The following is a 14,062-nucleotide window of genomic DNA, read 5'->3' as shown; positions in this document are numbered from 1 at the left end:
GTGCTCTACGAATAGAGAAAGGGATCTTAAGCGTTCAGCCAGAGCAGTCCGTTGAATAGCGGCATTTATGTTTTTGGATTTTTGGCCTTTTGCACGCTGCGGTATTCACAAGCCGACAGGAAAGCCCAAAACTCATGACCATCCTGCTTGTCTTTCAGCCTTTCGACACCTTCTTGCACGCTGTCTTGATCCGACCAATCAATATCTGAAAGAAAATCGGCATTAGTAAAGGTCGCTTCGATTTCTTCCTGCAGTTCCTCCAGCTTAAACTGCGGCGTCCTTAGTTGATCTGCATTCAACAACTCTGAACCAAACACAAGCTTCGCAAACCAGTTCACTCCTTCCCGAGTCAGCTGGCCCGATCCTTTGAGTGGGTTGGTAGAGATTTTAAGGGCTTCCTTAGCCAAGACCGCACGTTCACCTTTGTGGACCTTGATCCCGACACCTCCCTCACCGGGCTCTTGCACGGCATACTCACGTCCGCAAACTTTGCATGTTCGGACCGTGTAAAGTGTCAAAGGATTTATCAGCCCGCTAAAGTCCGAGCAATTTTCACAAATGGCCAAATACCCAAAGGGTTAGCGTTACCCGTCCATCTTCAACGCAGATATGAATGCCTCTTGAGGTATATCCACCTTCCCGAACTGACGCATCTTCTTTTTACCCGCCTTCTGCTTGTCCAGCAGTTTGCGTTTTCGCGTGGCGTCGCCTCCGTAGCACTTTGCGGTCACGTCCTTGCGCAGGGCCGAGAGGGTCTCGCGGGCGATGACTTTGCCTCCGATGGCGGCCTGGATCGGGATTTTGAACATGTGGCGCGGGATCAGGTCCTTGAGCTTTTCGCACATCGCCCGGCCCCGCATCTCGGCCCGGTCGCGGTGAACCATGGTCGACAGCGCATCCACCGGCTCGTCATTCACCAGAACCGACATCTTGACCAGATTATCCTCGGTATAGCCGGTCATCTGGTAGTCAAAGCTGGCGTAACCTTTTGTTACCGATTTCAGGCGATCATAGAAATCGAACACAACTTCGTTGAGGGGAAGGTCGTACACAACCATCGCGCGGGAGCCCGCGTAGGTCAGGTCCAACTGAATGCCGCGGCGGTCCTGGCAGAGTTTCAGCACGTCGCCGAGGTATTCGTCGGGCACCAGAATGGTCGCCTTGATGCGCGGCTCTTCGATATGGTCGACCTTGGAGGGGTCGGGCATGTCGGCGGGGTTGTGCAGCTCGATCATCTCGCCGTCTTTCATGTAGACGTGATAGATCACCGACGGCGCGGTGGTGATGAGTTCGATATCGTATTCGCGTTCGATCCGGTCGCGGATGACCTCTAGGTGCAGAAGGCCAAGGAAGCCGCAGCGGAAGCCAAAGCCGAGCGCCGCCGAGGTTTCCATTTCGAACGAGAACGAGGCGTCGTTCAGGGCCAGCTTGTCGATCGCATCGCGCAGGTCTTCAAATTCGGAACTATCGACCGGGAAGAGGCCGCAGAACACCACCGGCTGCGCGGGTTTGAAGCCGTCCAGCGCGTCTTCAGTCCCATTGCGATCATTGGTGATGGTGTCACCAACGCGGGTGTCACGGACTTGTTTGATCGAAGCGGTCAGAAAGCCGATCTCACCGGGTCCAAGCGAGTCCACCATCTCCATCTCAGGCCGGAAGACACCGACGCGGTCGACATGGTGCAGGGTGTTGTTCGACATGAACTTGACCCGCATGCCCTTTTTCAACGTGCCGTCCATGATGCGGACAAGAACGATGACGCCGAGATAGGCGTCGTACCACGAATCCACCAGCATCGCCTTGAGCGGCGCGTCGAGATTGCCCTGCGGTGCGGGCAGTTGCTGCACGATGGCCTCAAGCGTCTCATGGATGCCCTGCCCCGTCTTGGCGCTGACCTGAATGGCTTCGGTCGCGTCGATGCCGATCACATCCTCGATCTGTTCGGCCACTCGGTCACAATCGGACGCGGGCAGGTCGATCTTGTTCAGCACCGGCACGATCTCATGATCCGCATCGATGGCTTGGTACACGTTGGCCAGCGTCTGCGCCTCGACCCCTTGGGTCGAGTCCACGACCAGCAAAGAGCCTTCAACCGCGCGCATCGACCGGCTGACCTCATAGGCGAAATCGACGTGCCCGGGGGTGTCGATCAGGTTCAGCACGTATTGCTCACCATTATCGGCGGTATAGTCGATGCGAACCGTGTTGGCCTTGATGGTAATGCCGCGTTCACGCTCGATATCCATGCTGTCGAGCAGCTGTTCCTTCATGTCGCGATCCTTGACCGTTCCGGTCTCTTGGATGAGCCGGTCAGCAAGGGTGGATTTGCCATGGTCGATATGCGCGACGATGGAGAAATTACGGATATGAGCGAGGTCTGTCATAGCGTCGGGATATGGTTCGAAAACGGACGCTGGTCAAGGTGAGTCAATGCGCTTATCGGCCTAAATGCAACGGGCTAAGACGCAAATACCGACGCTCAGAACGGCAGCCATATTTTAGCCACCGTTTTCAATGACATTGATATGATCACAATTCTGCATCCCGAGATTGATCCGGAATCCAGTTTGATTCATACTCTCGCAAAAGCCGAGAGGGGCGCAGATCTCTCCGGGCAGGCAAAAACGAGGCTCGAGCATGAAAAACTTCCTCTTAATAGCTATTTGCGCCGCGTCGTTGACGACGGTGGCTTCGACGACAGATGCAGCTCAGATCAAGCGCGCATGTCTGGCATCGGACCGGTCGGCAGCGACGCAGGATCGGTGCAGCTGCATTCAGCGTGTTGCAGATCAGGCCCTGACGCGCAGCGATCAGAAAACCGTATCCAAATGGTTTGCTGACCCTCATCAGGCACAACAACTGAAAATGTCGCAAACCGCGCGCGACGATGCGCTGTGGGACCGGTACCGGAACTTTGGACAGATGGCGCAGGCGATCTGCAGCTAACCCATTCAGAATACTTGACCTGACCCGCACTGCGCCTCAGAAAAGGCGCAGCGAAAGGTGTATGTCATGGTTATGAAAGGGCTGACGCTGCGCGGGCTTGAAGTGTTCGAAGCGCTGGCGCGGACAGGTTCGGTGGCTCAGGCCGCCGAGATCACAGGGCTCAGCCAGCCTTCGGTCAGTCAACAATTGCGCAATCTTGAAAATGCCCTGGGTACTGAACTGGTCGACCACGGGCGACGACCCATGCGCTTAACACAGGCCGGACGCAGTTTTCTGGCGCGCACCCAAGCAGTGCTGGGCGAGTTGCAGGTCGCCCAAAGTGAGCTGGCGGTCATGGATCTGGGTCATTTGACCACACTATCCATCGGGTTGATTGATGATTTTGACAATGACCTGACACCGCGGTTGGCTACTTTGCTGGCCGACAGTCTGACCCGCTCAAAGTTTAAGCTGATCACCCTGCCCAGCCTGGATCTGTTCGCCGAGCTGGAAGCGCAGCGCCTGCATTTGGTCGTTTCAGCGCATTCCGGTGAAGTGTTCCAAGGGGTGGTCGAATACCCGTTGGTCCAAGACCCGTTCATCTTGGTTACGCCCAAAGGGGTCGAGGAGCCGATGCAGGACCTTCCGTTTCTTCGCTATGCCCGTGAACAGTTGATCAGTCGTCAAATCGAAGCCCATCTGGCGCGCCAACACCTGGAGTTCGAGGAACGTTTTGAAATTGGGTCTCATCTAGCCCTTATGGCGATGGTCGCCCGTGGACTGGGCTGGGCAATCACGACACCGTTGGGTTACATGCGCGCCGCACGCTTTCATGATGGGATTGAGGCGCGCCCCGCCCCGTTCGGTGATTTCGCACGTACCATTTCTTTGTTCACTCGCACCGACTGGTCAGATCAGGTCCCGCAAGAGGTTTCGGGCATGATCAGACGCCTCATGCAAAGCCAGATCGTAGACCCGGCAGTCGCGCAGCTGCCCTGGCTCGGCAAGCAGTTAAAGGTGATGAACTAGCCTTTCAGATGCGCATCCAGCCCGGCGACCGCCTGTTCGATCAGGTCCAACGCACCGTCGAAGTCGCGGGTATAATAGGGATCGGGCACGTGATCCGCGTCCAAATGCGGGGCAAAGTCAGTCAGCAGACGCACCGGGGTTCCATTCCCCATCGGTCGCATAGCCTCGATTTTCGCAATGTTGTCCCCATCCATCCCAACGATGAGATCGAAACGATCAAAATCTTCAGCCACGAATTGGCGGGCCCGCAGATCGCTCAGGTCAATATTGCGGGCACGTGCCGCGTCTTGCATCGGCCCATAAGGCGGGTCCCCGATATGCCAGCCTGATGTTCCGGCACTGTCCGTTTGATGATGGCGCGCACGGTCCCGAAAAACGCCCTCGGCGGCAGGTGAACGGCAGATATTGCCCAGGCAGACGAAAAGGATACGGTGTGACATAGCACAGGTGTAACGCGCGAGGCAGCAATGGAAAAGATCGTGATCCTGACCGGGGCCGGAATCTCTGCCGAAAGCGGTTTGGGCACATTCCGCGACGAAGATGGATTGTGGTCCCAACACAGGATCGAGGACGTCGCCACTCCAGAAGGCTTTGCACGCGATCCCGCACTGGTTCATGGTTTTTACAATGCCAGACGCAAACAGGCCGCCAAAGCGCAACCCAACGCAGCGCATCAGGCATTAGCACGCCTGCAGCGCGATTGGCCTGGCCCCGTGATTATCGTAACCCAAAATGTCGATAGCCTGCACGAAGCCGGAAGCGCAGAGGGTGTTATCCATATGCATGGCACCTTAGCGGGCGCGCTATGTGCAGCCTGCGGGCACCGTTGGATCGCACCATCCGAAATGTCTGTTGGGGAACCCTGCCCTGCTTGCTCTGGCCCGTCCGCACGGCCTGACGTCGTCTGGTTTGGCGAGATGCCATACCACATGGACACTATCTACGAACACCTGGGCGAAGCCTCGCTCTTTGCGTCAATCGGGACGTCTGGTCAGGTTTACCCCGCAGCCGCATTCGTGCACGAGGCGGCGATGTCCGGCGCACGCACCGTCGAGTTGAATCTCGAGCCATCCGACGGGGCATCAAGCTTCGACGAAGTTATCCTTGGCCCCGCCTCGGAAACGGTTCCCCTGTGGGTCAACCAGCTTTTGGGTCAACGATAATCGGCAGACATCCCGCGATTTTGTTGTTTATACTGAATGCGTAACCAAATCCGGAGGCCCGCATGACCGACCCCCATACCCCCCGCGAAGAGATCATCGACGACCACAGTCTTGATGGACGAGACGCGATGGGTGACAAACTGGCCAACCTCTGGTGGACATTCCTGTTACGCGGCATTTTAGCCGGTGCGCTTGGTGTGGCCGCCCTGTTCTGGCCGACAAGCAGTATCTCAATATTGCTCAGGCTGGTGGGGCTGCTTCTGGTGCTTGACGGCGGGCTTACTCTGCTGGGCTTCGGACGGCGGGGGTTAATCGGTGGCTTTGGCCTCGCAGCCCTGATCATAGGCTTGATACTGCTCATTTGGCCCGAAGGGGTGGCCCGGCTGACGTTTTTCCTGATGGGCGCTTGGGCACTGATCGTGGGTGTCGGGTCATTGGCGGCATGGCGTCAGATGCCGGACCAACACCCGGACGCTGGAACTCTGCGTAACTCTGGGATCGTTGCGTTGATTATTGGCCTGGTCCTGATGCTATGGCCCGGCAGCGGGATGGTGGCGCTGGGGTGGGCGATCGCCTTTTCCGCCCTCGCCTTCGCAGCCGTCATGTTTTTCCTCGCCAACCGTTTCAAACAGGCTCATGACCGCATCGCCATGCGGGTTGTGAACCGCTGAATTCAAACGCGAACAGGCCGGACAAAGGTCCGGCCTGACGCATGGATGACGGCCGCATCGCGGCCCGAAGACAGGCGTGCCTCAGTTCGAGTGCGATCCGTGGTGGCCAGAGTCCTTCCGTTCCAGATCGACCGGTATCTGGATCTCGACCTCGCCGGCCTTTTCAAAGATCAACGTCACAGGAATTGCGGCACCTTGTTCGAAAGGCGCGGTCAGCCCCATGAACATCACGTGGTCCCCTCCGCGCTGTAAGACATAAGATTCACCAGCCGGGATGACGAACCCGCTCTCGACATGCGTCATCTTGGCGATACCGTTGTCATCGATCACATGCGTATGCAGCTCAACACGCACTGCGGCGTCCGAGACGACTTCGATAAGCCGGTCGTCGACGTCACCCGTATTCTGGATCATCATGAACGCAGCACCCGCCTTGGCTGCCTTACCAGACGAGCGCGCGTATGCGTCATCCACGCGGATCGTTTCTTGCGCCAAAGCAGCCGTTGAAAACGCCACCGCTGCCGCGGCGGCCAGTAATTTATAGGTAAAGGGCATCCTGCCTCTCCCAGTTAATTGTTTGAAAATTTGAGGGTTCAAACAAGGGCGGGTGGCGCACGCGCTGGATGAGACGGAATCGGTGTGGCGATCAGGTTCTCGGATGCGCGCACGGGCGTAGGCGCCGGGACGATTGGTGCATCCGGCAATCCAGCAACCGCCGCCTCAACGGCCCCCAAAAGGGTCAAAGCGTAGTCCGGGCAGAAATGCGGTGGCTTTGTCGGCTGCCCCTCAGCATCCGTGTAGACGATCACTGGCCCCGTCCCAGTACACAAGACCATTTGCCCGACCGCGGCGTCCACTCCGCGGGTCGCAGCCACACCCTGTCCGGTCAGCACGACCAATAAAGACAGCAGGAGCGGCAAAACTCTGTTCAGAAAAAGTCTCATCCTGACCCGGGATATAGGCCGGACAAAGGGCGGGCTTCAAGCGCTATCCAACACGCCCGAAGCCCAAGCTGAGGAGGAAAGTGTCAGCCGTCCAATTCTGGACGTTTGACGGACCCTTTGGTCAGACTGGTATGCAGCCTGTTCACCTGACGTTGCATCCGAACGCATGCCCCAAAGGTTTTGCCGAAAAATCCGGCCAACAAGGAGAAAGTATCAGAGGATTTAAAAGACATTAAGGCTCACTCCGCCAGATAAATATGCCTAATCATAATCCTGTGATAGCCATGTGTATGTGAACAACGTCACGCTTTCCCGGCTGATCACGTTGTCATTTGAAAACCCCTGTTCAGAAACAAAAAGGCCCCGCACCTTCACGGTGCAGGGCCAAATTCTTTCGCCTGAGCGGGGTTTACGCCGTAGCTTGCGCCTTGGCGATTTCTTTTTTCACTTTCAGAGCGTTAGCCGAAAGCTCTTCGTCCTTGGCTTTGGCCAGGAACGCGTCCAGACCACCACGGTGGTCGACCGAGCGCAGAGCAGCCGCCGAGATGCGCAGCTTAACGCCACGACCCAGAGTTTCCGACTGCAGAGTGACGTCGTTCAAGTTCGGCAGAAAACGACGACGAGTTTTATTGTTGGCGTGGCTGACATTGTTGCCAGTCATCGGGCCTTTTCCGGTCAGTTCGCAACGGCGCGACATGGTTTCTTCCTTTGTTTCTGGAGGCCGGGCATACTGCCCTCGGCCAAATCACAAGGGGCGCAACCCGAAGTCGCGCCCGAAAACTGGTTGGATGCGTGTAGTGGGAATCGCCGGAAGCGTCAAGACAGATCAGGCGAATTCTTTGCGGCGGTGCTCATTGCCATATTTGCCAACAGGTTTCGGGCGGCCAACAGGGGCGGACGAGCACCGATAGCTTACTCTATCCGGCCCTTCTTGACTAACTTCAGGGCTAAGCAACCCACTGCAATTTCTCGTTCAGATGTCGCTCAACGGCACGTTCAGCCAAGCCTATCTGACATCCAACGCGGCTAACGCCCATCCAAGACGCAATTAGCTGAGATTTAAAGCCTCCAACATCGTCTCTGCCGCTGACGACGGGCTAAGACCCTGCGTTCGCACTTGCTCACCCAGCTTTTCCATCTGGGCACGGGCTTGTGCGGTGGCAAGCTTGGACAAAAGCGCCGCGCGGACCTCTTGCTCGAACCAGTATTGCGCTTGTGCGGCCCGATTAGACCGCCAATGCCCTTTGTCCTTTCGCCAAGCCGTCAGGGCCTGCATCTCATCCCAGCTTTGCTCTAACCCGTGTTCTTCCACCGCCGAGACAGTCATAGCCTTGGGAAAGCCCTCGGGATCTTGTGGCCGCTTGCGCAGCAATCGCAGGGCACCTGCGTAATCCGCGCAGGTCCGCATCGCCGTTGCCTTCAAGTCACCGTCGGCCTTGTTGACCAGGATCATATCGGCCATTTCCATGATGCCGCGTTTGACACCTTGCAGCTCGTCCCCTCCTGCAGGTGCAAGCAGCAGCAAGAACAGATCCGACAATTCGGAGACCACGGTTTCGGATTGCCCAACACCAACCGTTTCGATCAAAACCACGTCGAACCCAGCGGCTTCGCACAGGGCAATCGCCTCGCGGGTGCGCCGCGCAACCCCGCCAAGATGGGATTGGCTGGGCGAGGGCCGAATAAACGCGCTTTTCTCGCGGCTCAGACGCTCCATCCGCGTTTTGTCACCAAGGATGGACCCTCCTGACCGCGTCGAACTTGGATCAACCGCAAGCACAGCCACACGCAGGCCCTGCCCGATCAGCATCATTCCAAAGCTCTCGATAAAGGTCGACTTCCCCACTCCGGGCGTTCCGGACAAACCAATCCGCAGCGACTGTCGACCAGCCGCGCCAAGCTTGGTCAGCAGTTCAGTCGCCTGCGCGCGGTGGTCCTCGCGGCCGCTTTCGACCAACGTGATCGCGCGGGCCAGTGCGCGCCGGTCTCCGTTCAAAATCCTGTCACTCAGGTTGTCTATGTCCATCTTCGTCCCGATCTTTTGCGGCACGTCTACTTGCCGCCCCTTAGGGGTGTTTGTCCAGTCCGCACCGCTTGGGAGGCTTATCCTATGCCTGCAATGCGTCCTTTGGTGTTTTCTTTGATCTTAGGTTGGCTGCCTGTGATGGTCGCAGCTGAACAAAGTCGGTTCGCTTTGCGCGCCTTAGGTGTGAAAGTGGGCGAAATGCTTCTGGATACCGAATTGACTGAACGCAGCTACGCGGTCAGCAGCAGCCTTTCGACCACAGGTCTGGCCGGGGCGATAAAACGCGTACGCTTTGTGATCGAGGCACAGGGGCGTCGAAAAGGATCCAACTTTGCCCCGACGCTTTACTTGGAAGATATGGACACGGGACAGCGGCAAAACCGCGTACGGCTGGATTATCGAAACGGTTTGGCCCGCGCCAGCGGCCCGAAAATCAGCGACCGAGGCGACTATGCAGTAACCGACGCCCAGCAGCGCGGCGCTGTTGATCCGCTGACCGGGATATTTATGGTTCTGCGCGATCAGGATCCCTTGGAGATGTGTACGCTGAAGCAAAAGATATTCGACGGCGAACGCCTGACCGAGATCGCTCTGACAGCTCGTCAGAATATCTATGGGGCGGCAGTCGTCGTACGAAAATAGAGACGCTGGACGCCGTCAAACCATTGGCAGATAAAGCCCCCATGACACGCCTGCCCATTGACGACGCGATCCCCGAACTGCTTGCAACCCTAAAGTCGGCGGGGCGCGCTGTTTTGCAGGCACCTCCGGGCGCAGGTAAAACGACACTTGTGCCGTTGGCCATGCTGGACGCCAAGCTTTGCGATGGCCGGATCGTCATGTTGGAACCCCGCCGTCTGGCCGCCCGGGCGGCTGCCGAACGCATGGCGGAAACGCTGGGGCAGCGCGTGGGCGAAACCGTTGGCTACCGGGTGCGCGGGGAAACCAAGGTATCAAAGTCCACCCGGATCGAAGTGGTCACCGAAGGCATTCTGACACGAATGCTGCAATCCGAACCGGATCTACCCGGTGTGGGTGCCGTCATCTTCGATGAATTCCACGAAAGATCCCTGAACGCCGATTTGGGTCTGGCCTTGTGCCTTGAAGTAACCGAGGCCCTGCGGGACGACCTTGTGCTGCTGGCGATGTCGGCCACCCTGGACGCCGAACCGGTCAGCCGCCTGATGAATGCGCCGCTGGTTACCTCAGAAGGGCGCAGCTTTCCGGTCCAGACAAAATGGCTGGATCGCCCCCTTGGCGCAAAGACCAGGCGTCTGGACGCATTGATTGATTTGGTCGTTCAGGCAGAACGCGAGACAACAGGCGGGATGCTGGTCTTTCTGCCCGGCGAAGGCGAAATACGCCGGGCGGAGGCCGCCTTGTCTGGAAAGTTGCCAGACGGGTGCACCGTTCGACCGTTGTTTGGTGCGATGCCTTTTGCCGCCCAACGCAAAGCGATCGGCCCCGTCGAAAACGGCCGCAAGGTGGTGCTGGCGACTTCGATCGCAGAAACATCCCTGACCATCCCGGATATCCGCGTGGTCGTAGACATGGGACAGGCCCGCAGGGCGCGCTTTGATCCCGGTTCCGGCATGTCCCGCCTGGTGACCGAGCGTGTCACCCGCGCCGAAGCGACCCAACGCGCGGGTCGCGCAGGTCGCGTCGCAGAAGGCGTCTGTTATCGCTTGTGGTCCAAAGGCGAAGAAGGGGCGTTGGCCGCCTTTCCCCCTGCCGAGATTGAGGCCGCCGACCTGACCGGCCTGGCTCTGGAACTTGCCCTGTGGGGGGCCGAACCCGAGGAACTCGCCTTTCTGACTGCACCGCCCGAAGGCGCAATGGCCGAAGCGCGGTCATTGCTGAGAATGCTGGGTGCCTTGGACCCCAAAGGGCGGATCACGGAACATGGGCGTGCATTGTCCTCCCTGCCCTTGCACCCTCGGCTGGGTCACATGCTTGAGGTCGCCGGACCGGAGGCGGCCATATTAGCTGCGCTAATGGCAGAGCGTGATCCACTGCGCGGTGCACCGACTGACCTGTTGTTCAGGCTTGAGGCGATACGTGATACCCGCGCTTTTCAGCGCAATCGGGTCTGGCAGGTCAACATGGGTGCGGTTGAGCGTATCAAATCCGAAGCGAAACGGCTGCACCGAAAGGGCGACTCTAATGGTTTGAGCACCGCAGCAACGGCCGCATTAGCTTACCCCGACCGAATTGGACAACGTCGAAAAGGCGACATCCCGCGATATGTGCTGTCAGGGGGCAAAGGCGTCGTGCTGGATAGCGATGATACACTGGCCGCCGCACCGTTTCTGGTCGTACCCGATACAGACGGTGATCCGCGCGAGGCCCGCGTCAGAATGGCAGCGCAGATTTCTGCGGGCGAGATCCGAGACCTGTTCGCCGATCAGATCAGTTGGGTTGAAAGTTGCGTGTGGTCCAAACGAGAAAGGCGCGTGATTGCCCGCAAGCAAGAAAAGTTCGGCGCAATCATATTGGATGACCGGATTTGGAAAGATGTTCCGGACGAGACCGTTGGACACGCCATGCTGGGCGGTGTCCGTGATCTGGGGCTGAAGCTTGATGGGGCTGCGGCGCGACTGGCAGCACGTGTTGAACTCGTCAGGGCCGAAGGCGTGGATTTACCCGACTTCTCTATCCAAGGGTTGATGGAGACGCTTGAAGACTGGTTGCTGCCGGTGCTGGGCGGTGTTCGGACCGTGGATGACTGGAAACGGTTTGACCTGCTACCTGCCCTGCGCGCTCGGTTGGACTGGTCGCAAACACAAACGCTGGATCGCCACGCCCCGGGTTCTTTTGAAACACCTTTGGGACGCAAGGTACCGATTGATTACAGCGGCGCGGTGCCCGAGGTCTCCATCCGGCTGCAAGAGCTGTTCGGTGTTACGCAACACCCGACAGTCGGGGGCGAACCGCTTAAGATTACTCTGCTTTCTCCTGCTCAGCGACCCATTCAAATCACGCGTGACCTACCCGGATTTTGGGCCGGATCTTATGCCGATGTTCGCAAGGATATGCGCGCGCAATACCCCAAGCACCCTTGGCCGGACGACCCGACAGAGGCCGATCCCACATTGCGCGCAAAACGCCGTCGTTAATCATTTATCAGGACATCCAATGGATCTTGACCAAGTAACCGCAAGCTACCCTAGGCACAGCGGTAGGAAACAGCGGTTTGTTGAACATATCCTGCTTCGTTGTTATGTCAGCGCGTAAGGAGACGCTCGGTCGAGCGCGGGAATAAAACATGACCAAATGGCTGCGAAACATCTGGGAGGAGGTCGCAAGACCTCTTTTTCTGCGCCCACGCCGGGTGCAGTTCGCAGCCTTGTGCACGCGTCAAACCGACGACGGCACCCAGGTGTTACTGATCACAAGCCGGGACACAGGCCGCTGGATCATCCCGAAAGGTTGGCCGATCGACGGGCTTGACGGTGCCGACACCGCGCGACAGGAAGCATGGGAAGAAGCCGGTGTGCAGGCCGAAACCGCCTGCAAAGTCCCGGTGGGGTCATTCACCTACGACAAGGTACTAAAGGATGGGTCGGCCATTCCCGTGCTCACCAATGTTTACCGCGTTGAAGTAGAAGGCCTCGCCGAAGATTACCCAGAAGCTGGCCAGCGAAAACGGGAATGGGTTTCGCCAAAGACCGCAGCCGAACGTGTGCAAGAGCCCGAACTGCGCGAAATGCTGCGGACAATGTGACAGTTTTACAAATATTTGATGACAATTCGGTTGCCGGCCCAAGGCAAACCCTCTAGCGGCGTGCGCTAAACCTAAAAAACTGCAACCGTATAAATGTCGGATATGAACACTAAACCTCGCTGGCAGGCGCTGGACAGCGATCTGAACCGTATTTCGCGTGTCGAATCCGCGAATGCGCACGTAGCACGTCCCATGCTAGCACCGGGTATCGCGCTCGCCTTCATCGCGTTGGCCGGATTATCAGCCGCCTTGTTCTTTGGACAGGCAAACGGAGGTTTGGTCGTTGTAGCTGCCGCCGCGTTTGGTGCCTATATGGCGATCAATATCGGCGCCAACGATGTTGCAAACAACATGGGCCCAGCCGTCGGAGCAAACGCGCTGACGATGGGGGGTGCAATTGTCATAGCTGCCATCGCCGAAAGTGCAGGCGCGCTTTTGGCTGGCGGAGACGTCGTTTCCACTATTTCCAATGGGATCATCGACCCTGCGTCTGTTCAGAACAGCAACGTGTTCATCTGGGCAATGATGGCCGCGCTGATTTCCTCGGCGATGTGGGTCAATCTGGCCACTTGGGTCGGCGCACCTGTGTCCACCACGCACTCGGTCGTGGGTGGTGTGATGGGCGCAGGTATTGCAGCTGCTGGACTTAGCGCTGTCAGCTGGGGAACGATGAGCGCGATCGCCGCCAGTTGGGTGATCTCACCTGTTTTGGGTGGCGTGATTGCTGCTGGTTTCTTGGCGCTTATCAAAACCAAAATCCAGTATCAGGATGACAAGATTGCCGCCGCACAACGTTGGGTTCCCATCTTGGTTGGGATCATGGCCGGGGCATTCTCCACATATCTGACGGTCAAAGGTTTGAAAAAAATCGTCAAACTTGATCTTGAGATGGCTCTGCTTATCGGAATTTCTTCGGGTTTCTTGGTTTGGTCTGCCACCGTTCCGTGGGTGCGACGCAAGTCTGCCGGGCTTGAGAACAGGACCAAGTCACTAAAAACCTTGTTTGGGCTGCCCCTTGTCATTTCAGCCACTTTCCTAAGCTTTGCGCATGGGGCGAACGACGTCGCCAACGCCGTTGGGCCTCTGGCCGCGATTGTCCATGCAGCCGAGTTCGGCGATTTTGCCTCGAAAGTCGCGATCCCAAGCTGGGTCATGGTGATCGGCGCTTTTGGGATTTCTTTTGGTCTTTTCCTGTTTGGGCCGAAACTGATCCGAATGGTCGGAAGCCAGATCACCAAACTGAACCCCATGCGTGCATTCTGTGTCGCGCTGTCGGCTGCAATCACAGTGATCGTCGCCAGTTGGCTGGGCCTTCCGGTGAGTTCGACGCACATCACGGTCGGGGCAGTCTTTGGTGTTGGGTTCTATCGCGAATGGCATTCGGATCGCCGCTGGAAAAGCTCGAACGAGCAGCGCCCGCCAGAACGCCGCCTTGCCCGCGAAGAGCATAAAAGGCGCAAATTGGTTCGACGTTCGCATTTTATGACAATTGTCGCGGCCTGGGTCGTGACGGTCCCGGCTGCAGCCCTGATGTCCGCCATGATCTTCTGGCTATTGACTGCTTTTCAGTAAACCCGACG

The 14,062-nt window shown here is 57.8% G+C and carries 15 protein-coding genes; 8 read left to right on the top strand and 7 right to left on the bottom strand.

Annotated features, from left to right (window positions below; translation table 11 throughout):
• Positions 1-65 precede the first annotated feature (65 nt).
• Positions 66-467: a hypothetical protein gene (locus ACR0BD_RS04230; RefSeq protein ID WP_480829065.1), complete on the bottom strand. Its 402-nt coding sequence runs from the start codon at positions 465-467 to the stop codon at positions 66-68.
• A gap of 117 nt (positions 468-584) precedes the next feature.
• Positions 585-2,384 carry a translation elongation factor 4 gene (gene lepA / locus ACR0BD_RS04225; protein ID WP_480829064.1) on the bottom strand — a complete coding sequence of 600 codons (1,800 nt, stop codon included), beginning with the start codon at positions 2,382-2,384 and terminating at the stop codon, positions 585-587.
• Between the two features lie 253 nt (positions 2,385-2,637).
• On the opposite strand from lepA, the gene ACR0BD_RS04220 reads away from it, so the two are divergent.
• A complete protein-coding gene (locus ACR0BD_RS04220) occupies positions 2,638-2,946 on the top strand; it encodes a hypothetical protein (RefSeq protein ID WP_480829063.1) in 309 nt (102 codons plus the stop codon).
• 66 nt (positions 2,947-3,012) lie between these two features.
• A complete protein-coding gene (locus ACR0BD_RS04215) occupies positions 3,013-3,954 on the top strand; it encodes a LysR family transcriptional regulator (protein WP_480829062.1) in 942 nt (313 codons plus the stop codon).
• Here ACR0BD_RS04215 and ACR0BD_RS04210 read toward each other — a convergent pair.
• Positions 3,951-4,394, bottom strand: a complete 444-nt coding sequence (locus ACR0BD_RS04210) for a low molecular weight protein-tyrosine-phosphatase (protein WP_480694526.1) — start codon at positions 4,392-4,394, stop codon at positions 3,951-3,953. The genes ACR0BD_RS04215 and ACR0BD_RS04210 overlap by 4 nt on opposite strands.
• A 27-nt stretch (positions 4,395-4,421) precedes the next feature.
• On the opposite strand from ACR0BD_RS04210, the gene ACR0BD_RS04205 reads away from it, so the two are divergent.
• Together ACR0BD_RS04205 and ACR0BD_RS04200 are read left to right on the top strand one after the other, a co-directional pair.
• Complete coding sequence (locus ACR0BD_RS04205) at positions 4,422-5,117, top strand: NAD-dependent deacylase (RefSeq protein ID WP_480694528.1); 696 nt, start codon at positions 4,422-4,424, stop codon at positions 5,115-5,117.
• Positions 5,118-5,179: 62 nt separating this feature from the next.
• A complete protein-coding gene (locus tag ACR0BD_RS04200; protein WP_480829061.1) occupies positions 5,180-5,788 on the top strand; it encodes an HdeD family acid-resistance protein in 609 nt (202 codons plus the stop codon).
• A gap of 81 nt (positions 5,789-5,869) precedes the next feature.
• On the opposite strand, the gene ACR0BD_RS04195 is transcribed toward ACR0BD_RS04200, so the two are convergent.
• From ACR0BD_RS04195 to meaB, 4 genes are all read right to left on the bottom strand, one after another.
• A complete protein-coding gene (locus ACR0BD_RS04195; protein WP_480829060.1) occupies positions 5,870-6,343 on the bottom strand; it encodes a copper chaperone PCu(A)C in 474 nt (157 codons plus the stop codon).
• A 38-nt stretch (positions 6,344-6,381) separates the two neighbouring features.
• Positions 6,382-6,732: a hypothetical protein gene (locus ACR0BD_RS04190; RefSeq protein WP_480829059.1), complete on the bottom strand. Its 351-nt coding sequence runs from the start codon at positions 6,730-6,732 to the stop codon at positions 6,382-6,384.
• 409 nt (positions 6,733-7,141) lie between these two features.
• Entirely contained in the window at positions 7,142-7,429 is a 288-nt protein-coding gene (gene rpmB / locus ACR0BD_RS04185) for a 50S ribosomal protein L28 (RefSeq protein ID WP_480694536.1), read from the bottom strand.
• A gap of 351 nt (positions 7,430-7,780) precedes the next feature.
• Positions 7,781-8,758, bottom strand: a complete 978-nt coding sequence (gene meaB / locus ACR0BD_RS04180) for a methylmalonyl Co-A mutase-associated GTPase MeaB (RefSeq protein ID WP_480829400.1) — start codon at positions 8,756-8,758, stop codon at positions 7,781-7,783.
• Positions 8,759-8,842: 84 nt separating this feature from the next.
• Here meaB and ACR0BD_RS04175 point away from each other — a divergent pair, with 84 nt between their 5' ends.
• From ACR0BD_RS04175 to ACR0BD_RS04160, 4 genes are all read left to right on the top strand, one after another.
• The gene (locus ACR0BD_RS04175; protein ID WP_480829058.1) at positions 8,843-9,400 is read left to right on the top strand and encodes a DUF3108 domain-containing protein; all 558 of its coding nucleotides are present in this window, start codon (positions 8,843-8,845) and stop codon (positions 9,398-9,400) included.
• Positions 9,401-9,441: 41 nt separating this feature from the next.
• On the top strand, positions 9,442-11,874 hold the full coding sequence (gene hrpB, locus ACR0BD_RS04170) for an ATP-dependent helicase HrpB (protein WP_480829056.1): 2,433 nt from the start codon (positions 9,442-9,444) through the stop codon (positions 11,872-11,874).
• A 149-nt stretch (positions 11,875-12,023) separates the two neighbouring features.
• Positions 12,024-12,482, top strand: coding sequence for an NUDIX hydrolase (locus tag ACR0BD_RS04165; RefSeq protein ID WP_480829055.1), 459 nt, complete (start codon positions 12,024-12,026; stop codon positions 12,480-12,482).
• Between the two features lie 93 nt (positions 12,483-12,575).
• Complete coding sequence (locus tag ACR0BD_RS04160) at positions 12,576-14,054, top strand: inorganic phosphate transporter (RefSeq protein WP_480829054.1); 1,479 nt, start codon at positions 12,576-12,578, stop codon at positions 14,052-14,054.
• The last annotated feature ends 8 nt before the right edge of the window (positions 14,055-14,062 follow it).

Source organism: Ruegeria sp. G5 (genome assembly GCF_056533365.1).
Note: the sequence above shows the minus strand (reverse complement) of the source record. Positions and strands in the feature narration are given on the sequence as shown.

What these genes read in the sequence shown, in the direction of transcription:
- lepA (WP_480829064.1), bottom strand. Translation starts at nt 2,384, where the DNA reads ATGACAGACCTCGCTCATATCCGTAATTTCTCCATCGTCGCGCATATC.
- ACR0BD_RS04220 (WP_480829063.1), top strand. Translation starts at nt 2,638, where the DNA reads ATGAAAAACTTCCTCTTAATAGCTATTTGCGCCGCGTCGTTGACGACG.
- ACR0BD_RS04215 (WP_480829062.1), top strand. Translation starts at nt 3,013, where the DNA reads ATGGTTATGAAAGGGCTGACGCTGCGCGGGCTTGAAGTGTTCGAAGCG.
- ACR0BD_RS04210 (WP_480694526.1), bottom strand. Translation starts at nt 4,394, where the DNA reads ATGTCACACCGTATCCTTTTCGTCTGCCTGGGCAATATCTGCCGTTCA.
- ACR0BD_RS04205 (WP_480694528.1), top strand. Translation starts at nt 4,422, where the DNA reads ATGGAAAAGATCGTGATCCTGACCGGGGCCGGAATCTCTGCCGAAAGC.
- ACR0BD_RS04200 (WP_480829061.1), top strand. Translation starts at nt 5,180, where the DNA reads ATGACCGACCCCCATACCCCCCGCGAAGAGATCATCGACGACCACAGT.
- ACR0BD_RS04195 (WP_480829060.1), bottom strand. Translation starts at nt 6,343, where the DNA reads ATGCCCTTTACCTATAAATTACTGGCCGCCGCGGCAGCGGTGGCGTTT.
- ACR0BD_RS04190 (WP_480829059.1), bottom strand. Translation starts at nt 6,732, where the DNA reads ATGAGACTTTTTCTGAACAGAGTTTTGCCGCTCCTGCTGTCTTTATTG.
- rpmB (WP_480694536.1), bottom strand. Translation starts at nt 7,429, where the DNA reads ATGTCGCGCCGTTGCGAACTGACCGGAAAAGGCCCGATGACTGGCAAC.
- meaB (WP_480829400.1), bottom strand. Translation starts at nt 8,758, where the DNA reads ATGGACATAGACAACCTGAGTGACAGGATTTTGAACGGAGACCGGCGC.
- ACR0BD_RS04175 (WP_480829058.1), top strand. Translation starts at nt 8,843, where the DNA reads ATGCCTGCAATGCGTCCTTTGGTGTTTTCTTTGATCTTAGGTTGGCTG.
- hrpB (WP_480829056.1), top strand. Translation starts at nt 9,442, where the DNA reads ATGACACGCCTGCCCATTGACGACGCGATCCCCGAACTGCTTGCAACC.
- ACR0BD_RS04165 (WP_480829055.1), top strand. Translation starts at nt 12,024, where the DNA reads ATGACCAAATGGCTGCGAAACATCTGGGAGGAGGTCGCAAGACCTCTT.
- ACR0BD_RS04160 (WP_480829054.1), top strand. Translation starts at nt 12,576, where the DNA reads ATGTCGGATATGAACACTAAACCTCGCTGGCAGGCGCTGGACAGCGAT.